Origin of the sequence: Pseudomonas sp. IPO3778 (genome assembly GCF_013386825.1) — a bacterium.
GTDB lineage: Bacteria > Pseudomonadota > Gammaproteobacteria > Pseudomonadales > Pseudomonadaceae > Aquipseudomonas.
This window is the reverse complement of sequence record NZ_JACARC010000037.1, coordinates 208420-227861: the sequence shown is the minus strand read 5'-3', so window position 1 is coordinate 227861 and position 19442 is coordinate 208420. Positions and strand designations below refer to the sequence as shown.

At 63.6% G+C, this 19442-nt stretch carries 16 protein-coding genes; 12 read left to right on the top strand and 4 right to left on the bottom strand.

Annotated elements, in window-relative coordinates; genetic code table 11:
* The first annotated feature begins 149 nt into the window (after window positions 1-149).
* The 9 genes from HX855_RS19350 (at window position 150) to HX855_RS19310 (ending at window position 12558) form a co-directional block, all read left to right on the top strand.
* On the top strand, window positions 150-1709 hold the full coding sequence (locus tag HX855_RS19350; RefSeq protein WP_177088316.1) for an ABC transporter substrate-binding protein: 1560 nt from the start codon (window positions 150-152) through the stop codon (window positions 1707-1709).
* A 2-nt stretch (window positions 1710-1711) separates the two neighbouring features.
* Complete coding sequence (locus tag HX855_RS19345; protein ID WP_177088314.1) at window positions 1712-2653, top strand: ABC transporter permease; 942 nt, start codon at window positions 1712-1714, stop codon at window positions 2651-2653.
* Window positions 2650-3528, top strand: coding sequence for an ABC transporter permease (locus tag HX855_RS19340; protein ID WP_177088312.1), 879 nt, complete (start codon window positions 2650-2652; stop codon window positions 3526-3528). Before HX855_RS19345 ends, HX855_RS19340 begins: the two co-directional genes overlap by 4 nt.
* Window positions 3525-5168 (top strand): ABC transporter ATP-binding protein, encoded by a 1644-nt coding sequence (locus HX855_RS19335; RefSeq protein WP_177088310.1) that lies wholly within the window; start codon window positions 3525-3527, stop codon window positions 5166-5168. Before HX855_RS19340 ends, HX855_RS19335 begins: the two co-directional genes overlap by 4 nt.
* A gap of 113 nt (window positions 5169-5281) precedes the next feature.
* The gene (locus HX855_RS19330; protein WP_177088308.1) at window positions 5282-6535 is read left to right on the top strand and encodes an OprD family porin; all 1254 of its coding nucleotides are present in this window, start codon (window positions 5282-5284) and stop codon (window positions 6533-6535) included.
* Between the two features lie 207 nt (window positions 6536-6742).
* Window positions 6743-7861 carry a succinylglutamate desuccinylase/aspartoacylase family protein gene (locus HX855_RS19325; protein WP_177088305.1) on the top strand — a complete coding sequence of 373 codons (1119 nt, stop codon included), beginning with the start codon at window positions 6743-6745 and terminating at the stop codon, window positions 7859-7861.
* 149 nt (window positions 7862-8010) lie between these two features.
* A complete protein-coding gene (rocD, locus tag HX855_RS19320; RefSeq protein ID WP_177088303.1) occupies window positions 8011-9204 on the top strand; it encodes an ornithine--oxo-acid transaminase in 1194 nt (397 codons plus the stop codon).
* Window positions 9201-11852: an aconitate hydratase AcnA gene (acnA, locus tag HX855_RS19315; RefSeq protein WP_177088301.1), complete on the top strand. Its 2652-nt coding sequence runs from the start codon at window positions 9201-9203 to the stop codon at window positions 11850-11852. The genes rocD and acnA overlap by 4 nt, the downstream gene beginning before the upstream one ends.
* Window positions 11845-12558: a transporter substrate-binding domain-containing protein gene (locus HX855_RS19310; RefSeq protein WP_177088298.1), complete on the top strand. Its 714-nt coding sequence runs from the start codon at window positions 11845-11847 to the stop codon at window positions 12556-12558. The genes acnA and HX855_RS19310 overlap by 8 nt, the downstream gene beginning before the upstream one ends.
* On the opposite strand, the gene HX855_RS19305 is transcribed toward HX855_RS19310, so the two are convergent.
* The gene (locus tag HX855_RS19305) at window positions 12555-12917 is read right to left on the bottom strand and encodes an NUDIX hydrolase (protein WP_177088524.1); all 363 of its coding nucleotides are present in this window, start codon (window positions 12915-12917) and stop codon (window positions 12555-12557) included. The two genes, HX855_RS19310 and HX855_RS19305, sit on opposite strands and share 4 nt — an antisense overlap.
* A 141-nt stretch (window positions 12918-13058) precedes the next feature.
* Here HX855_RS19305 and HX855_RS19300 point away from each other — a divergent pair, with 141 nt between their 5' ends.
* Both HX855_RS19300 and HX855_RS19295 read left to right on the top strand, forming a co-directional pair.
* The gene (locus tag HX855_RS19300) at window positions 13059-14039 is read left to right on the top strand and encodes a Gfo/Idh/MocA family protein (protein ID WP_177088296.1); all 981 of its coding nucleotides are present in this window, start codon (window positions 13059-13061) and stop codon (window positions 14037-14039) included.
* A 37-nt stretch (window positions 14040-14076) separates the two neighbouring features.
* A complete protein-coding gene (locus HX855_RS19295; RefSeq protein ID WP_177088294.1) occupies window positions 14077-14715 on the top strand; it encodes a ribonuclease T2 in 639 nt (212 codons plus the stop codon).
* A 6-nt stretch (window positions 14716-14721) separates the two neighbouring features.
* Here HX855_RS19295 and HX855_RS19290 read toward each other — a convergent pair whose 3' ends face one another.
* From HX855_RS19290 to HX855_RS19280, 3 genes are read right to left on the bottom strand one after another with little or no spacing between them, the layout of a single operon-like run.
* Window positions 14722-15564, bottom strand: a complete 843-nt coding sequence (locus tag HX855_RS19290; RefSeq protein ID WP_177088292.1) for a metal-dependent hydrolase — start codon at window positions 15562-15564, stop codon at window positions 14722-14724.
* 15 nt (window positions 15565-15579) lie between these two features.
* Window positions 15580-16479 (bottom strand): SDR family oxidoreductase, encoded by a 900-nt coding sequence (locus tag HX855_RS19285; protein ID WP_177088290.1) that lies wholly within the window; start codon window positions 16477-16479, stop codon window positions 15580-15582.
* Window positions 16476-18011, bottom strand: coding sequence for an NAD(P)/FAD-dependent oxidoreductase (locus HX855_RS19280; protein WP_177088288.1), 1536 nt, complete (start codon window positions 18009-18011; stop codon window positions 16476-16478). Before HX855_RS19280 ends, HX855_RS19285 begins: the two co-directional genes overlap by 4 nt.
* 285 nt (window positions 18012-18296) lie before the next feature.
* Between HX855_RS19280 and HX855_RS19275 the strand changes: the two genes are divergently transcribed.
* A complete protein-coding gene (locus HX855_RS19275) occupies window positions 18297-19295 on the top strand; it encodes an alpha/beta fold hydrolase (protein WP_177088286.1) in 999 nt (332 codons plus the stop codon).
* Window positions 19296-19442 lie beyond the last annotated feature (147 nt).

Here is a 19442-nt window from a genome sequence, read left to right as displayed (position 1 = left end):
TGGCGAATAAGATCGGTCCAGGAACATTCGCAAACCGTTATCAGCGACTAAAACAACAACAACAACTATTCAGGTGTTCGGCCGTGCCTCTTTTTGGGTCCTGCCAGCGTCCGAACCCAAGCGTAAGGATCATTCAAGGTGCATTTATCATGAACAAGACTTTAATCCTGGCTGGCGCCTTGTCCGCCGCGCTGGTGGGCACTGCCCACGCCGAGAATCTGTTGAAAGTCGCGTTGAACGCTGACATTCGCAGCACCGAGCCAGGCGTCAACCGTGACACCAACTCCGACGCCGTCATCTTGCACATTACGGAAGGACTGGTGGCCTTCCGTGAAGATGCCACCGTCGGCCCGCTGCTGGCCAAGGACGTGCAGGTGTCCGACGACGGCCTGCGCTACACCTTCCACTTGCGCAGCGGGGTGAAGTTCCAGAACGGTGCGCCGTTGACCTCCGCCGAAGTGCTGTGGACCTGGAAACACTACCTCGACCCGAAAACCCAATGGCGCTGCGCCCCCGAATTCGACGGCCATGGCGGCGCCAAAATCGTCGACATGAGCGCCCCGGACCCGCTCACCGTGGTGTTCACCCTGGACAAGCCCAACGGCCTGTTCCTGACCAGCACCGCACTGCCGGAATGCGGCGGCAGCGGCATCCTGCACCCCGACTCAGTGGTCGACGGCCAGTGGAAAGCCCCCATCGGTACCGGCCCGTTCCGCCTGGGCGAGTGGAAGCCCGGCCAATACGTCGACCTGCTGCGCAACGCCGACTACACCCCGCGTGACGAGAAAGAGCCGGACGGCTACACCGGCAACAAGACCACCACCCTCGACCGCGTGCGCCTGCTGGTGATCCCCGACCCGGCGGCGGCCAAGGCGGCCTTATTGTCGAAGAACGTCGACCTGCTGATTGACGTTACGCCCCTGGACGCCACCGAACTGGCCGCCAACCCCGGCATCAAGGTCACCTCCAGCGGCACCATGTCGGTGAACGCGCTGTTGTTCCAGACCCGTGACCCGTTGCTCAAAGACGTGCGCCTGCGCCAGGCCATCGCCCACTCGCTGGACACCGCACAAATCGTCGCCGCCTTGACCGGCGGCCGCTCCCAGGCCAACAACTCGATGGTCGCCAGCGGCAGCCACTACCACCAGGCCATCGAGAACCAGGGCTTCGACTTTGACCCGGCCAAGACCGCCCAACTGCTGCGGGAAGCCGGCTATAAAGGCCAGCCGATCAAGCTGATCGTCAACAAGCGCTACGCCGCGATCTTCGACATGGGCGTGTTCGTGCAAGCCATGGCCAAGGCCAGTGGCCTCAACCTGGAACTGGAAACCCTGGAGTGGGGCACTCAGCTGGAGCGCTACCAGACCGGCAACTACCAGATGATGGCGTTCCCGTATTCCGAACGCCTCGACCCGGCCCTGAGCTTCGACTCCATGACCGGCGACAAGGACAAGGAAGCCCGCAAGGTCTGGGACAACCCCCAGGCCCAGGAATGGCTGCGTGAAGCCCAGCGTGAGGGCGACATCACCAAGCGCCAGGCGCTGTTCGATCAACTGCACCAGCAGATGCTCAAGGACGTGCCGCTGATCCCGATGTACAACGGCAACGCCATCGCCGCCAGCCGTGACTACGTGCATGGGCTGCGTACCTGGCCGGTGTCCAAGCCACGCTTGTGGACCGTCAGCGTGCCTGCGACCGGGAGTAACTGAGGATGTTGCGTTTCATCTTCCAACGGCTGGCGATGTCGATCCCGACCTTGCTGCTGATCTCGCTGATGGTGTTCGCGATCATCCGTCTGGTGCCGGGTGACCCGGCGCTGCTGATGCTCGGCGACATGGCCGACGCCCACAGCCTGGAGGTCGCGCGTGCGTCCCTGGGCCTGGACCAGCCGCTGCCGCTGCAGTTTGTGATCTGGCTCAAGGCGGTGCTCAGTGGCGACCTTGGGCACTCCATCACCACCAACGAAGCGGTGCTGCCGCTGATCCTCGACCGCTTCCAGGTGAGTGCCGGCATCGTGTTGATATCGGTGTTGCTTGCGGCGTTGATTGCGGTGCCGGCGGGCTTGCTCTCGGCATGGAAACAGAACAGTTCCCTGGACTTTGGCGTGGTGTCGACCGCGACCCTGTTGCTGTCGATCCCAAGCTTCTGGCTGGGCCTGCTGTTGCTCTACGCGTTCGGTATCAAGCTGGGCTGGTTGCCGGTGGTGGGGTATGTGTCGTTCGGCCAGTCACCGTGGCAAGCCTTGAGTTTTATCGTGCTGCCGATTGTCACCCTGACCCTGGTGGAACTCGGTGCGATCACCCGCATGGCCCGGGCCAGCGCGATTGAAGTGCTGCGCCTGGAATACATCACCCACGCCCGGGCCAAGGGCCTGTCGGAGCGGGCGGTGTTGTGGCGCCATGCGTTGCGCAACTCGTTTGCGCCGACCCTGACGCTGATCGGCTTGATCCTCGGCAACCTGCTCAGCGGCATCGCGGTGCTGGAGACCGTGTTCACCCTGCCAGGCATCGGCCGGCTGATGGTCGACGCCATCTACGCCCGGGACTACCCGGTGCTGCAAGGCTGCCTGCTGCTGGTGACCTTTGTTTATGTGCTGGTCAACCTGTTGGTGGACCTGCTGTACCCGCTCTTCGACCCCAGGGTTAAGTTATGAATAAGCCTCTACCTGCCGCACCCGAGGTGCTGTTGCCGGCACCGGCGCGTGCCCCCAGGGCCTGGCGTGTGCCGCCGTTGAACGCGCTGATCGGCGCAATCCTGCTGGCCTTATTGTTGATCATGGCCTTGCTGGGCCTGGTCTGGACGCCCCATGACCCGTTGGCCCTGAACCTGTTGGCGCGTTTGCAGGCGCCCACCGCCGCCCACTGGCTGGGCACTGACGAATACGGCCGCGATGTGCTGAGCCGCCTGATGATCGGCGCGCACACCAGCCTGTGGGTGAGTGTGTTGACGGTGACGCTGGCGATCACCGCCGGCACGGTGCTTGGCCTGCTGGCCGGGTTCCTGCGGGGCTGGGTCGACCGTGGCCTGATGATGGTCAACGACGCCTTGTTGGCGTTTCCCGGGATCCTGCTGGCCCTGGGCTTGATGGCGATCATTGGCCCGAGCCTGTACGGCATCGTCTTCGCCTTGAGCCTGGCCTACACGCCGTCGGTGGTGCGGGTGGTGCGCGGCACGGTGTTGTCGTTGCGCGAAAAAGAGTTTGTCGAAGCCTCGCGGGTGATCGGCAACTCCGAGCTGTACACCATGCTGCGGCACATTGCGCCGAACTGCGTGGCGCCGGTGTGCGTGCTGGCCACCAGCATGTTCGGCTGGGCGATCCTGGCGGAAAGCGCCCTGAGTTTCCTCGGCCTGGGCGTCCCGCCGCCGGCTGCCACCTGGGGCAACATGCTCGCCGCCAGCCGGCCGTATATCGCCACGGCCAGTTGGCTGGGGCTGTTTCCCGGTGTCTGCATCGCCATGGCGTTGCTGGCGTTCAACCTGTGTGGCGATGCCTTGCGCGATCGTCTAGACCCGCGGATGAGTAAATGACCATGACTGACATCCTTCTGGCAGTCGACCGCCTGAAAATCCGCGTGGGGGCCCATGGCCCACTGGCGGTCAACGACCTGAGCTTCACCATCGCGCCCGGCGAAATCGTGGCGCTGGTGGGCGAGTCCGGCAGCGGCAAGACCATGGCCGCCCGCGCCGCCATCGGCCTGCTGCCACCGCCACTGGAGCAATGCAGCGGCCAGGTGCGCTTCCAGGGCCATGACCTGGGCAGCCTCAAGCCTGAACAACTGCGCCAGCTGCGCGGGGCGAAGATCGGCATGGTGTTCCAGGAACCCATGGTGTCCCTCAACCCGTCCATGAGCATCGGCGAGCAAATGGCCGAGGGCCTGCGCCTGCACACCAAACTGAGCGATGCGCAGATCCGTGAGCGCAGCCTGGAAATGCTCGGGCATATCGGCATCAAGGATGCCGAGCGTTGCCTGGCTGCGTTTCCCCATGAGTTCTCCGGCGGCATGCGCCAGCGCATCATGCTGGCCTCGGTGATGCTGCTGCGCCCGGCCTTGCTGATTGCCGATGAGCCCACCACGGCCCTGGATTGCCTGGCGCAACTGGACGTGTTGAAACTGATGCTCGAGCTGACCCGCGAGCAGGGCACGGCAATTCTGTTTATCAGCCACGACCTGTCACTGGTGGCGCGCTACGCCGACAAGGTGGTGGTGATGCGCGAAGGCCGCGCGGTAGAGCAGGGCACCATTGAGCAAATCCTGCTGGCGCCCAAGGCCGAGTACACCCGGCAGTTGCTGGAAGCCCTGCCTCGGCGTGGCACTTTGGCGCCATTGCCCAAGGCCGACGGGCCGTTGCTCACGGTCAAGGACGTGTGCATCGAGCACCCGGGGCCGCGCAGCCTGTGGGGCCGCAGCCAGTCCAAGCGCGTGGTGCACTCGGCCAACCTGTCCATCGCCCCCGGGGAAACCCTGGCGCTGGTGGGCGGCAGCGGCTCGGGCAAGACCACCCTGGGCCGGGCGATTGTCGGGTTGAACAGCCCGTGTTCCGGCGCCATCGAGTTTGAAGGCGTGGACATTCTCAAGGCCGGCAACCGCGACCACCGCCTGCAATGCCAGATGATTTTCCAGGACCCGTATTCGTCCCTCGACCCGCGCATGAAGATCGGCGACATCCTCGCCGAACCCTTGCGCCATGTGCCCGGTATGACGGCCGTACAGCGTCGCGAACGGGTGGCGAAAACCCTGGTGGACATCGGCCTGGCGGAGCAGTTTGTCGACCGCTTCCCGCACCAGTTGTCCGGTGGCCAGCGCCAGCGCGTGGCCATCGGCCGGGCGCTGGTGCGTCACCCACGGCTGGTGATCGCAGACGAGCCGATCTCCGCGCTGGACATGACCATCCAGAAGCAAATCCTCGAGCTGTTCGAGCGGCTGCAGGCGCAGTACGGCTTCGCCTGCCTGTTCATCTCCCACGACCTGGCGGCGGTGGAACGCATCGCCCACCGGGTGGCGGTGATGAGCGAGGGCAGGGTGGTGGAAATGGGCGCCCGCGACGAGGTCTTCGACCGCCCGCAACACCCTTACACCCGCAAGCTGCTGGCCGCGGCCAGCCCCTTGGAGAAACTTGAAAACGGTGGCTACCGCATCCGCCAGGGCCCCGTACCGCTAGCGCTGTAACCCAGGACTGACGTCACCCGCCGCGCAAATCGCCGATTTGCGCGAACGGCGAAGCCATGCCCGAAGAACAATAAAAACACCAACCCCCACCACACTGCCAGGAGCTTAAAAAAATGAAAAAATCCCTGACTCAACTGATCACCGGCGTCGGCGTTGTCAGCAGCGGGCTGGTCCCGTCACTGGCCCATGCCGACTTCATCAAGGACAGCAGCGGTACGCTGGAATTGAAGAACTACTACTTCAACCGCGACTACCGGGAGAACGCTTCCCAGTCGATGCGGGCCGAGTGGGCCCAAGGGTTTATCCTCGGGATCAAGTCCGGCTTCACCGAAGGCACCGTGGGCTTTGGCCTGGACCTGACCGGCATGCTGGGGCTGAAACTCGACTCCAGCCCGGGCCTTTCCGGCACGGGCCTGTTGCTGCGTGACAGCGACAAAAACGTTCCCGACGATTACTCCAAGCTGGGGGTGACCGCCAAGGCGCGCTTCGCCCAAAGCGAGTTGCGTGTGGGCTACCTGGTGCCGGACCTTCCGACCCTGCAACCCAACACCAGCCGTTTGTTCCCGCAGTCCTTCAGCGGCACCCAGTTGGTGTCCAACGACATCAGCAACCTGAAAATCACCCTCGGGCAGATCGACCAGGCCAAGGACCGTGACTCCACCAACTACGAAGACATGAAGCTGACCACGGTGAGCAAGGTCTACAAAAGCACCGCCCTGAGCGACCAGTTCCGCTTTGCCGGTGGCGATTATTCGCTGACCCCCAACACCTTGCTCAGCTACCACTTCGCGGCGCTGGACAGCATCTACCAGCAGCAATACGTGGGCTTCAAGAACAACTTCGGCCTGGGGCCGGGCACGCTGAAAACCGACGTGCGCTACTTCAAGTCGGACAAGGACGGCGCGGGCCTGGCGGGCAAAGTCGACAACAGCGCCTTGAGCAGTCGCCTGACCTACCAGTACGGCGGCCACAGCATCGGCGGCGGCTTCCAGCAGCAATACGGCACCACGCCGTTTACCTACCTGGACGGCTCCATCACTTACCTGTTTACCGAGTACCAGTTCAGCAACTTCACCCAGACCAAAGAGCGCGCCTGGCATGCCCGCTACGACTACAACTTCGCCGACCTCGGCTTGCCGGGCCTGCTGTTCGGGATCAAGTACGCCAAGGGTGATTCGGCCGAGGTGCTCGGCTTCAACCGCGAGGGCCGCGAGTGGGAGCGCGACCTGGACCTGGGCTACGTGGTGCAGACCGGCACGTTCAAAGGCGTGTCGATGCGCTGGCGCAACGCGCTGAGCAAAGGCAACTACTTCAACGACGTTAACGAAAACCGCGTGATGCTGGGCTACACCCTGGCGCTCTGGTAGCAGCCCACTGTAGGAGCGGGCTTGCCCGCGATGGCGGTGGGTCAGTGACGGAATAGGCTGGCTGACCCACCGCGATCGCAGGCAAGCCAGCTCCCACACTGATCGGATTATCAGATCAAGATAGTGTGGGCCGCCCTTACAGACGATCACGCCGGCTCGTTAATATTTCTTCAGCGTTCATCACTCGAATATCGAGATTTCCGGTTTATGAAACTTAAATCACACCCCTTGCTGCAAGCGACACAAGGTACCCACAGGCACGTGGACAGTGAGCATTACGGTGCAGTGGGAGCAGGTCGAAAAATCTATATCCAGGCGGCGCTGCATGCCGATGAAACCCCGGCGCTGCTGGTGGCCGCCCAACTGCGCCGGCACCTGGTGGAGCTGGAAAATGCCAACCGCCTGAAAGCGGAAATCGTGCTGGTGGCCGTGGCCAACCCCACCGGGCTGAGCCAGTACATCATGGGCGCCCCCAGCGGGCGTTTCGAGTTGGGCAGCGGGCGTAATTACAACCGGGGTTTCCCGGTGCCGTATCAGGCCATCGGCGACAAGATCGAACACCTGCTGGGCCAGGACATCGACGCCAACCGCCAACTGATCCGCCAGGCCTGGGGCGAATGCCTGCGGGACTCGCCGCCACTGGACGAATTCCAGTCGCTGCAACGCACCCTGATGCTGCTGGCCCACGACGCCGACATCGTGCTGGACCTGCACTGCTCCCGCGAAGCAGCGATGCACGTGTACACCGGTGAGGCCGTGTGGGCGACCGTGGAACCGCTGGCACGTTATATCGGCTCCGAAGCTTCGTTGCTGGCCACCGACTCCCAGGCCAACTCCTTCGATGAGGCGTTGTACCTGCTGTGGGTCAACCTGCGTGAGCGGTTTGGTGCGCGGTTCCCGATCCCGGACAGCAGCGTGGCGGTGACCGTTGAGCATCGCGGCCAGAGGGATGTGTCCTATGAACTGGCGCAGCATGACGCCACGGCGATCATTGATTACCTGACCCACCTGGGCGCGATTGAAGGCACGCCACGGCCATTGCCGGCCCTGCGCAACCCGGCGACGCCGCTGGCCGGCAGCGAACAGTTTTATGCGCCATGCGCCGGGGTGCTGGTACACCGGGCGGCAGTGGGCAGCCGCATCGAGGCGGGGCAGGCGTTGTTCGATATCGTTGATCCCCACAGTGGGCAGGTCACGACGGTCAACAGCCACAACACCGGCGTGCTGTACATGCGCCGCGATGTGCGATTTGTGAAACCGGGCGATCCGCTGGGCCGGGTATCCGGTGCTACGCCGATCCGCAGCGGCAAGCTCCTCAGCGCCTGACGCAGGACAAGTGTGGGAGCTGGCTTGCCTGCGATAGCGGCGGCATATTCGACATCAATGCCGCCTGATACACCGCCATCGCAGGCAAGCCAGCTCCCACATTGGCGCTGCGTTGTTCATTCATTTTTTATTCGGCAGGACATCCCACCATGCACCCCAACCCGGCAATCACCCTCGAAAATCAATTCTGCGCCCACAACTATTCCCCCTTGCCGGTGGTGATCGTCAAGGGCGAGGGCGTCTGGGCCATCGGTGATGATGGCCGTCGCTACCTGGACATGATGTCGGCCTATTCCGCCGTCAGCCACGGCCATGTCCACCCGCGCATCCGCGCCGCCGCCGTGGCGCAGATCGACAAGATCAGTGTGGTGTCCCGGGCGTTCTACAGCGAGCCCCTGGGCAACTTCCTCAAGACCCTGTGCCGCCTCACGGGCTTTGACTCGGCCCTGCCGATGAACAGCGGCGCCGAAGCCGTGGAAACCGCGATCAAGGCCGCCCGGCGCTGGGGTTATCGAGTCAAGGGCATCCCGGCCAACCAGGCCAATATCGTGGTGGCCGACAACAACTTCCACGGGCGCACCTCGACCATCGTCGGCTTCTCCTCGGAGCCGGATTACAAAGCCGATTTCGGCCCGTTCTGCAACGGTTTCACCGAGGCGCGCTTCGGTGAGATCGACAGTTTTCGCCACGCCATCACCGCCAACACCTGCGCCGTGCTGATCGAACCGATCCAGGGTGAAGCCGGCATTCGTGTGCCCCCTGCGGGTTTCCTGCGGGAACTGCGCCAGTTGTGCGACGAGACCAACACCTTGCTGATCCTCGACGAGATCCAGTCTGGCCTCGGCCGCACCGGCAAGTGGTTTGCCTTCCAGCACGAAGGCATCCGCCCCGACGCGTTGATCCTCGGCAAAGCCCTGGGTGGCGGGATCATGCCGGTGTCGGCGTTCGTGGCCGACCACTCGATCATGGACCTGTTCGATGCAGGCAGCCATGGTTCGACCTTCGGCGGCAACCCGCTGGCGGCGGCCATTGGCCTGGAAGCCTTGAACGTTCTGGAAGAAGAAGGCTTGATCGATAACAGCGCCCGACTGGGCCACTACCTGGTGGAGCGTCTGACGGCGATGAACTCGCCGGCCATTCGCGAGATTCGTGGGCGTGGCTTGTGGGTGGGCGTGGAACTGGACCGCGATGCCCGGCCAATCTGCGAAGCGCTATTGGCCGAAGGATTGCTGACCAAGGAAACCCACGAAAACGTGCTGCGTATCGCGCCGCCATTGTCCATTACCCGCGAAGAACTGGACTGGGGCCTTGAGCGTATCGAGCGGGTGTTCAAGCAGCTATGAGCGAGTTTCTCAACCACCTCGACATCGACGGCCAGCGCTTCGCCTACATCGATCTGCACCAACTGCTGACCCCGACGCAATTGCAACGGCTGCCGTATTCCCTGCGCATCCTCCTGGAAAACATCGCCCGTTGCGCCCCGGCATCGCTGCCCCGGGTGTTGGCGCGGGCCATCGATGAAGGGCCGGATTGCGAGGTGCCGTTCCAGCCCAACCGGCTGATGTTCCACGACACCACCTGCCTGCCGGCCCTCGCGGATTTCGCCGGGATGCGCGACGTGGTGGCCGAGCTGGGCGGTGACCCCCGGGCGGTAAACCCGTCGATCCCGGCGGTGCTGACCATCGACCATTCGGTGATCGTGGAGCACTACGCCGAGGCCGGCGCGGTGGACGCCAACCTGGACATCGACTTTCGCCGTAACAGCGAGCGCTACCGTTTTATCAAGTGGGCCCAGGCCAGCCTCGACAACTTCAAGGTGATCCCGCCGGGCACCGGGATCATTCACCAGATGAACATGGAGTCCATCGCCCAGGTGGTGTGGGAAAGCGCGCCGCGTGACGGCCACGTGCTGCTGCACCCCGACTGCATGGTCGCCACTGACAGCCACACGCCGATGATCAATGCCATCGGCGTGCTTGGCTGGGGTGTGGGCGGCCTGGAAGGGCAGGCGGCGATGCTGGGTGAGCCGGTACCGATTCCTTATCCGCCGGTGCTGGGCATTCGCGTGACCAATGCCTTGCGCGACGGCGTGACCGCCACGGACCTGGCGTTGACGGTGACCGAACTGCTGCGCCGGCGCAGCATGGTGGGCAAGTTTGTCGAGTTCACCGGGCCGGGCTTGCAGTCCTTGAGTTGGGCGGCACGGGGCACGGTGGCGAACATGGCACCGGAGTACGGCGCCACGGTGGTGTTTTTTCCGTTTGATGACGAGACGCTGGCCTACCTGAACCTGAGTGCCCGCCCGCAAGCCTTGATCAACAAAGTCTCGGCCTACATGACGGCGCAGTCGCTGTGGCGCCGGGAAGGCGATCCCGAACCGGTGTTCGATGAGCTGATCGAGCTGGACCTGGGGAGCGTTGAACCCAGCGTCGCCGGCCCTCACCAGCCCCATCAGCGCCAGTCCCTGGCTGACGCCGGCGCTTCGTTTCATCAGCACGTGAGCGCCGGCAAACAGGCGTTTTTCGAGCCGTCGTTCCAGGTGCCGATCACCCATGGCGCGGTGGTGATGTCGGCCATCACCAGTTGCACCAACACCGCCAACCCGGCGCAGATGATCCAGGCCGGGCTTTTTGCCCGTAACGCCCGCGCCCGTGGGCTGACGCGCAAACCGTGGGTCAAGACGTCGCTGTCACCAGGCTCGCGGGTGGTGGCTGATTACCTTGGGGACGCCGGCTTGCTGGAGGATTTCGCCGCGCTGGGTTTCGACCTGGCGGGCTTTGGCTGCATGACCTGCATCGGCAATTCCGGGAGCCTTGAACGCCATGTCGAGACCTTCGCCGAACAGGGGTTGAAAGGCGTGGTGGTGCTCTCCGGCAATCGCAATTTCGAAGGCCGGGTCAACCCGAAAGTCCCGGCCGGCTACCTCGCGTCGCCCGCCTTGTGTGTGGCCTATGCCATTGCGGGCAGCATCGACGTGGACCTGTCGGCCCAACCCCTGGCGACGGACGCCCACGGCCAGCCGGTGTACCTGCACGAGTTGATGCCCAGCGAAGCCGACGTCGCCGCGCAAATGGCGGCGGTGGTGCGCCCGGCCGTGTTCCAACAGCGCCAGGCCCTGCTGTGGCAAGGCACTCACCACTGGCAGGCGCTGGAAGCCGACGCCAGCGTGCAGTTTGCCTGGCACCCGGACTCCACCTACTTGCGCCGCCCGCAGTACCTCGCCGCGGTCACGCCGGTGCCGGCCACGTCGTTGTCCATCAGCAACGCCCGGGCGCTGGTGGTGCTGGGGGATAACGTCACCACCGATCATATTTCCCCGGCGGGTACGATTCCGGCCGACAGCCTGGCCGGGCACTGGCTGCGTGAGCGCGGTGAAGCGCTGGCGGATTTCAACCAGTATTCGACCCGGCGCAGCAACCACGAAGTGATGGTGCGCGGCGCGTTCACCAACCCGCGCCTGAATAACCTGCTGTTCCCCGATCAACCCTCGCGTCAGGGCGTCTGGGCGTGGAACGCCGACCACAGCGACTACCTGCCGCTGTACCTCGCCGCCCAAAGCTATGCCGGTACGCCGACGGTGTTGTTTGCCGGGATCAACTACGGCGCCGGCTCCAGCCGCGACTGGGCGGCGAAGGTCCTGACGCTGCTGGGCATCAAGGTGGTGGTGGCCCGCAGCATCGAGCGGATTCACCGCAGCAACCTGATTGGCATGGGCGTGCTGCCGCTGGTGTTCGATGACGGCGCGACCGTGCAGGACCTGAACCTCGATGGCAGCGAATCCCTGACCTTCCTCGGCCTGGATCAGTTACGGGTCGGCGAGAACCCGATCACCTTGCAGATCGGGCGTGCCAACGGTGAAACCACGCGCACCCCGCTGACCTTGCGCCTCGACGCGTTGCAAGAGGTTGGTTACCTTGAACACGGCGGCGTGTTGCCCTTTGTGATTCGCAAGACCGTGCAAAGAACCGTTCAAGGAGCGCGTGATGATTGACCCCCAGGTACTGCAACAACTGGCCCCCGGCGGTGTGCTCCGGGCGGCCATCAACTTTGGCAACCCGGTGCTGGCCCAGCGCGGCGAAGGCGGTGAACCCCAGGGCGTGTCGGTGGCGCTGGCCAGGGCCCTGGCCGAGGAGTTGGGCGCTCGGCTTGAGTTGATCACCTTTGAAGCGGCGGGCAAGGTCTTCGCCGCGCTGGCTGATGACCTCTGGCGCGTGGCATTCCTGGCCATCGAACCGGTGCGCGAGCGGGAAATCGCCTTCAGTGCGCCCTACGTGCTGATCAAGGGCACGTACCTGGTGGCGGTGGATTCGCCCTTGAGCAGCGTCGCGCAACTGGATGCTCCCGGCCAACGCATTGCCGTCGGCCAGGGCGCGGCGTATGACCTGTACCTGAGCCGCACGGTGCAACACGCTGAACTGGTGCGCGCGCCCACCTCGGCAGGTGCTGTGGACCTGTTTATCGAGCAAGGCTTGAATGCGGCGGCCGGGGTTCGGGATTACCTGCGAACCCGGGTGGATGAGCGTTGGCGCCTGCTGGACGATGACTTCATGAGCATCAGCCAAGCGGTGGCGGTACCGGTGGCGCACACAGCCGCTGCCGCGTTCGTCAAATCCTTTGTCGAACGGCAGAAAGCCAATGGGTGGGTCAAACAGGCGTTGTCGCGCAGCGGGCAAAGCCCGGAACTGGCGGCGCCTTAGAGACGGCGCAGAAAGGATTTGACGATTTGCTGGGTGGCCTGGGTGGTGTCCAGGTCTTCCAGGCGCGTGTAGGGATGCCACTGGCATTCCTTGATTTCACTCAGGGGCCGGGCTTCATCGATGTTCACCACCGACGCCTCGAACACATGGTGCAGCGTGTCGCTGGCCTTCAGCTCCTGCAATAACAGCAAACCGTCCACGTTCAGCCCGGTTTCTTCTTCCAGCTCCCGTGCGGCGGCGCCCACCGGCCGTTCGTTGCGCTCGACCTTGCCGCCCGGCAGTGCCCATTTCGATCGGGCTTTACGCACGAACAGGATGTGCCCGTCGTGCTCGCAAATCACCGTGGCCCTTATTTTCATCGTCTGTGCCCCCGCAGCGAGATGGTTGTCATAAAAGTGTAATGCAATTGTCATGCTCAGTCTTTATCCGGCAGGGTGGAGAGGGGACCGGAAAACACCGATACTGCCCCATCGAAAAAAACTCACCCGAAGGAGAAGCAGATGAACACCGTACGCTGGGGCATGATCGGCTGTGGCAGTGTCACTGAACTCAAGAGTGGCCCCGCCTTCTACAAAGCGCCAGGTTCCGCGCTGGTGGCTGTGATGGGGCGCCGCGAAGAGGCCGTGCGCGATTATGCGGCACGCCATGGCATCGCCCGCTTCTACACCGACGCCCAGGCGCTGATCGACGACCCGGAAGTGGACGCGGTCTATATCGCCACCCCGCCTGACAGCCACCTGGAATACAGCCTGATGGTGGCCGCCGCAGGCAAGCATTGCTGCGTCGAGAAACCCATGTCGCTGAATGCCGAGCAAAGCGCGCTGATGCAGCGCACCTTCGAGCAGGCCGGGCTGCACCTGTTTGTCTCCTATTACCGGCGTTCCCTGCCGCGCTTCCAGCAGGTGCGGGACTGGCTGCAGGACGGGCGCATCGGCGAGTTGCGTCACCTGACCTGGAGCTTGTGCAAGCCGCCTTCCGAGGACGACGCCAGCAGCGCCAACTGGCGCACCGACCCGGCGATTGCCGGCGGCGGCTATTTTGCGGATCTCGCCAGCCACGGCTTTGACCTGTTCCAGTACCTGGTCGGGGATATCGTCGACGTGGCCGGGTTTACCGCGCGCCAGGCCGGGCGTTATGCCGCCGAGGATGCGGTCACCGCCTGCTGGACCTTCGCCTCGGGCGCCCTGGGCATGGGCTGCTGGAACTTTGTCGCCGACCGCCGCGAAGACCGGGTGGAGCTGATCGGCAGCAAGGGCCGTATCACCTTCTCGGTGTTCGATGAGGCACCGTTGCGCCTTGAGGCCGAGACCTGCGAAGAAGTGGAAGTGCCGAACCATGCCCATATCCAGTGGCACCACGTGCTGGGGATGAATGCGCATATTCGTGGCGAGAGCAAACACCCGGCGCTCGCGATCGAGGCGTTGAAGACCGATCGGGTCATGGACCGGGTGCTGCAACGTAACCCCAACCTGGCGGTTTAACCGTGCTGGAATGGTGTCTTTTTAAAGGAATGAACAGATGAAATGGAACGCAGCCTGGATGGGGTTGTTTCTGGTGCTGGCGGGCGCCGCCACGGCAGCACCGCGGGCCCAGGGGCAGGCCGGGGAGTTTGATTTTTACGTGTTGTCGTTGTCCTGGTCGCCGACCTTCTGCCTGACGCACCCGGACGACCAGCAATGCTCGGGCAAGGGCTACGGGTTTGTGCTGCATGGCCTGTGGCCGCAGTACGCGAAAGGCGGCTGGCCGGCGTCGTGTGCGCCGCAGTCGCGTCTGTCGGATGCCGATTTCGCCCGGGGCAGAACGATGTTCCCGTCGCCCAAGCTGCTCAGGCATGAGTGGGCCAAGCACGGCACTTGCAGCGGCCTTGAGGCTTCGGCCTATCTGGACAAGACCGATGCCGCGCTGGGCGCGGTCAAGATCCCGCCTGCGCTTGAGCCCTTCAATGCCCCCGGCAACCTGGGCGCGCGGGACATCGAAGCGCTGTTTCGCCAGAGCAACCCGGCCATGGGCAACCACGGGCTGGCAGTGATCTGCAAGGGCGCGGTGCTGACCGAGGTGCGGGTGTGCCTGACCAAGGACCTGGCCTTCGCCGGCTGCCCGCGCAGCGTCAAGAGCCAGTGCCGGGAGGGCGACATTCGGATCCCGACCCAGCGCTAAGCAGCGTCAGGCGGGCCCATACCCGTTATGGGTCTGCTCGATCTCCTCCACCAACCGGTCAATGCCCGCCAGGCGCGCCCGGTTGTCATGATCCCAGGGATGAAACCCTGGCTTGAAGTAATGCAACCAGGGCAGCGCCATGCGCGGGAAGACCCCCTTGGGCCCATAGAGAAACTTCAGCATCCGCCAGAAGCCCTTCACATGCCCACCGGAACGCCGGTCGGCAAACAGCAGGCGCAGGTGGAAGTCCAGAATCACCAGCCAGAACATCCCAGTGGTGATGAGCATGCTCCCGGTGCGCAGCAAATACCGCTTGGGCCCGGGCTTGATCACGCTGTTCCACACATCAAACGCCACCGCCTTGTGCTCGGTTTCCTCCAGGGCATGCCAGTACCACATCTGCTGGTAACCCTTGACCGAATCGCCAAAGCGCGACGGGTCGCTGAGGAGGATTTCCGCGAGCATCGCGGTGTAATGCTCCAGGGCAATGGTCACCGCCAGGTTGAACGAGGCGGGCAGGTATTTCTTTTGGGCGTCGAGGATCATTTTCAGCCGGCGATCCAGGGTCTGCGCCGGCAGCCCGGCGGCCTGCAGCAGGTCGTTATAGGCCACGTGCTCGCGGCTGTGCATGGCCTCCTGGCCGATAAAACCCTGGATCTCCTTCTTCAGTTCCGGGTCTTCGATGCGCTGGCGGTAATGGCGCACGCTGTCCATGAAGAACAGTTCGCCCTGGGGAAACAGCAACGACAACGCGTTGAAAAAATGCGTGATGAACGGGCCTTGTTCGTGCCAGTTCTTGATGCGTTCGGCGGGCAGGGCAAAACGGATATCGCGGCGAATCGGCAGCATGGTCGGTACTCCAGGTCAGAGACGGTGCTCTTCGTTGGTTTCAAGGGTGGGCGAGGGCGCGTTGCGGTGTTTGGGCGCCATGCGTTTGCTGGCGAACACCACCAGCGCCTGATAGGCAGCCGGCAGGCAACGGGCGAGCAGGTCCAGAAAGTAGGCGTCGCGGCCAATCAGCACGCGGCGTTTGTTTTTGCGTACGCCGTGCAGGATCACTTTGGCGGCCTGGTCGGCGTCGGTGATGAACAGCTTTTCGAAGTCGGCCCGGGCCTGTTGTTCGCTGTGGATCAAGAAGCCGGTCATGTTCGCGTCGATCCGGCTGCTGCGGCAGATGTCGGTGCGGATCCCGCCGGGGTGCACGCAGGTGGCCGAGACCCCGCTGTGTTGCAGGTCGAGTTCCTGGCGCAGGGACTCGGTAAAGCCGCGCACGGCGAACTTGGTGGCGTTATAGCCGCTCATGCCCGGCTGGGCGAACAGGCCGAACACGCTGGAGGTGTTGACCACATGCCCGTCGCCGCTGGCCTTGAGGTACGGCAGGAAGGCCTTGGTGCCGTACACCACGCCCCAGAAATTGATCCCGACGATCCATTCCAGGTCGGCGTAATCCACGCCTTCGACGGTGCTGGACAGCGCGACGCCGGCGTTGTTGAAGATCAGGTTGATCTGGCCGTGTTCGGCTGCGCAACGGGCGGCCCAGTCTTCCACGGCCTGGCGGTCGGAAACGTCCAGCACGTGGGAGGTGACCAGCACGGGCGACAGGACCTGGCTTTTGATCAGCGCGACCGTCTGTTCCAGGCCCTGGCCGTTTTTATCCGCCAGGGCCAAATGGCAGCCTTCACGCGCCAACGCCAATGCCAACGCGCGGCCCATGCCCGAGGCAGCGCCGGTAATCGCCGCCACGCGGCCGTTGAATGACTTCATGACAGGCTCCCTTCAGGGGTGGTGTGGGGCGTTGCGGCCGGGCGCGGTGTGGACGGCATCGGCTCCAGGCTGGCGACGTAGTCCTTGAGGGCGAAATGCCGGGTGACCTGCTTGAAGCGCCAGGTCGAGCCGGGCCACAGCGTGGTGTTCTTGCCGGTGCGCGGGTCCAGGTACCAGCTCTTGCAGCCGCCGGTGGACCAGATGGTGCCCTTGAGTTTGTCCTGCAGCCGGGCGTTGTAGGCCAGTTCCACCGTGGGCTTGACGTCCACCGTGGCGATGCGATGGCGCTGCATCTGTTGCAGGGCGTCGAGGATGTAAGTGACCTGGGCCTCGATCATCAAAATCATCGAGTTATGCCCCAACCCGGTGTTGGGCCCGACGATCAGGAACAGGTTCGGGTAGCCCGGCACCGTGGTGCCCAGGTAGGCGTGGGCGCCGTCTTGCCAGGTGTCCATCAGGTCGATGCCGTGGCGCCCGATGATGCAGTGGCGGGGCAGGGGATCGGTGGCCTGAAAGCCGGTGCCGAAGATGATGCAGTCGGCCGGGTGCTTGATGCCGTCGGCGGTGATCACCCCGTCGGCCTCGATGCGCTGCACGTTGTCCGTCACCACCTGCACGTTGCTGCGGGACAGCGCCGGGTAGTAGTCGTTGGAGATCAGCACGCGCTTGCAGCCGATGGTGTAGTCCGGTGTCAGGGTCTTGCGCAGGGAAGGGCGGGCCACTTGTTTGTGCAGGTGGCGCACGGCGATTTTCTGCACCATTTTCATCAGGCCCGGGTGCCGGGCGAAGCCCACCACGCGGCCTTCCAGTGCCCAATAGAATGCGCCGCGCATCAGGCGTTGAGTGAAGGGCAAGTGCTTGAACGCCCAGCGCTCGAAGCGGGAAATCGGCCGGTCGGGCTTGGGCATGATCCATGGCGGGGTGCGCTGGAACAGGTCCAGGTGGGCCACCTGCGGCGCGATCTGCGGCACGAACTGGATGGCACTGGCGCCGGTGCCGATCACCGCCACGCGTTTGCCCTTCAACGAGTAGTCGTGGTCCCACTGCTGGGAGTGGAAGCGCTTGCCCTTGAAGCTGTCCAGGCCTGGAATATCCGGCAGCGCCGGGCGTGACAGGCCGCCCATCCCCGAGACCAGCACCCGCGCGCTGACCTGGCGACCATTGCTGAACGTCAGGCTCCAGCGTTGTTGCGCCTCATCAAACACCGCCTTCTCCAGGCCCATGCCGAACCGCAGGAACGGCGCCAGCTCATAGCGCCGGGCGCACTGTTCCAGGTAGGCGCGAATCTCCGCCTGGGGCGCGAATTGCCGCGTCCAGTGCGGGTTGGGCGCAAAGGAAAACGAATAGACATGGGACTGCACGTCGCAGGCGCAACCGGGGTAGTGGTTGTCCCGCCAGGTGCCGCCGAGGGCGTCCGCCTGCTCGGCAATAAAGAAGTCGCTGAAGCCGGCTTCCTTGAGTTTGATCGCCATGCACAGCCCGGCAAATCCGGAGCCGATGATGGCGATGTCGATGCTGTCGTGGGCATTCATAGGGTGTCACTCGCTGGCGTTGACATCGGATGTGCTCCTTTTTTGTTTTTGGCTTTTTAGATAGAACACCATTGCAAAGGAAAATTGAATTATCTATTTTAAAAAAGATTTTAAATAATCTACCTGAAAATATCGTCTAGGCTACGACCCAGTTCCTCATGTGCGACTTATCCGACGGACGAGAGCTTTTACGCACGCAGTTAAGGTCCAGGGTGTGGACGATGGCTGAGGTCTTGACCAATACCGGTCGGGCCGCCAGCAACGCAGGATGCAGAGGACCGAGCTATGGCTGTCGAGTGGGTTGTCGCTGCGGGTGTGTGTGTAGGGTTAAGCGTAGTGTTGTGGGCCTTCAGTGCCCGGATGACACGGCGTATAGAAGCCGCTGTTCCGATCAACGGGCGCTTTCTGGAGATCAACGGCGAGCGCTTTCATTATGTAGACGAGGGCAAGGGCCCGCCGCTGGTGATGATCCACGGGCTGATGGGCAGCAGTCGTAACCTGACGTATGCCTTGTCTGGCCAATTGCGTGAGCACTTTCGGGTGATCACCCTGGATCGTCCGGGGTCGGGCTATTCCACCCGGCGTGCCGGCACCGCCGCCGACCTGCCGGCCCAGGCTCGGCAAATCGCGGGTTTTATCCAGGCCCTGGACCTGGACCAGCCGCTGGTGCTGGGGCATTCCCTCGGCGGGGCGATTTCCCTGGCCCTGGCCCTGGATCATCCCCATGCGGTGTCCGGATTGATCCTGGTGGCGCCGCTCACCCATCCCCAACGCCTGTTGCCCCTGGTGTTTATGTCGTTGGCGATACGTCCCGGGTGGTTGCGGCGCTTCATCTCGCACACCCTGACCATGCCGCTTGGGATGCTGACCAAGGACGCGACCGTCAAAGGCGTGTTCGCCCCCGACCCCGCCCCGGGAGATTTCGCCACCCGCGGTGGCGGCTTGCTGGGCATGCGACCCGATAACTTCTATGCCGCCTCCACCGAGATCAACCTGGTCAACGCTGTGCTGCCGGAGATGGTCAAGCGCTACCCGCAACTCACGTTGCCCATCGGGCTGATCTACGGCGCGCAGGACAAGGTGCTGGACTTCCGCAAACACGGACAGGCCCTGGCCAGCCTGGTGCCGGGGCTGAAGCTGCAGTTGGTGGAAGGGCGCGGGCATATGTTGCCGATCACCGCCACTGAGCGTGTCGCGGCGGTGGTGGAGCAGGTGGCCAAGCGCGTCCGGCCACCGGAAAGCGCCACGGTGTTGCATCCGCCGTTTGCGCTGGCGAACAAATAATTGTGCAACTGAACTCGCGGTTCCCTGCCGTCAATGCTTGCCCTAGACACCTGACCAAACGGCTGAAAAAGAGACTGCTCGGTCACGTTCAAAAGGGTTCAAGAAACTAGTTGACGACCTAACGATTCCGCGCTATTTATTTAAAAA

Coding starts and splice junctions, on each gene's coding strand:
- HX855_RS19285 (WP_177088290.1), bottom strand. CDS start 16,479: ATGAAGTCATTCAACGGCCGCGTGGCGGCGATTACCGGCGCTGCCTCG.
- HX855_RS19290 (WP_177088292.1), bottom strand. CDS start 15,564: ATGCTGCCGATTCGCCGCGATATCCGTTTTGCCCTGCCCGCCGAACGC.
- HX855_RS19335 (WP_177088310.1), top strand. CDS start 3,525: ATGACCATGACTGACATCCTTCTGGCAGTCGACCGCCTGAAAATCCGC.
- HX855_RS19295 (WP_177088294.1), top strand. CDS start 14,077: ATGAAATGGAACGCAGCCTGGATGGGGTTGTTTCTGGTGCTGGCGGGC.
- HX855_RS19345 (WP_177088314.1), top strand. CDS start 1,712: ATGTTGCGTTTCATCTTCCAACGGCTGGCGATGTCGATCCCGACCTTG.
- HX855_RS19305 (WP_177088524.1), bottom strand. CDS start 12,917: ATGAAAATAAGGGCCACGGTGATTTGCGAGCACGACGGGCACATCCTG.
- acnA (WP_177088301.1), top strand. CDS start 9,201: ATGAGCGAGTTTCTCAACCACCTCGACATCGACGGCCAGCGCTTCGCC.
- HX855_RS19325 (WP_177088305.1), top strand. CDS start 6,743: ATGAAACTTAAATCACACCCCTTGCTGCAAGCGACACAAGGTACCCAC.
- HX855_RS19350 (WP_177088316.1), top strand. CDS start 150: ATGAACAAGACTTTAATCCTGGCTGGCGCCTTGTCCGCCGCGCTGGTG.
- rocD (WP_177088303.1), top strand. CDS start 8,011: ATGCACCCCAACCCGGCAATCACCCTCGAAAATCAATTCTGCGCCCAC.
- HX855_RS19275 (WP_177088286.1), top strand. CDS start 18,297: ATGGCTGTCGAGTGGGTTGTCGCTGCGGGTGTGTGTGTAGGGTTAAGC.
- HX855_RS19280 (WP_177088288.1), bottom strand. CDS start 18,011: ATGAATGCCCACGACAGCATCGACATCGCCATCATCGGCTCCGGATTT.
- HX855_RS19300 (WP_177088296.1), top strand. CDS start 13,059: ATGAACACCGTACGCTGGGGCATGATCGGCTGTGGCAGTGTCACTGAA.
- HX855_RS19330 (WP_177088308.1), top strand. CDS start 5,282: ATGAAAAAATCCCTGACTCAACTGATCACCGGCGTCGGCGTTGTCAGC.
- HX855_RS19340 (WP_177088312.1), top strand. CDS start 2,650: ATGAATAAGCCTCTACCTGCCGCACCCGAGGTGCTGTTGCCGGCACCG.
- HX855_RS19310 (WP_177088298.1), top strand. CDS start 11,845: ATGATTGACCCCCAGGTACTGCAACAACTGGCCCCCGGCGGTGTGCTC.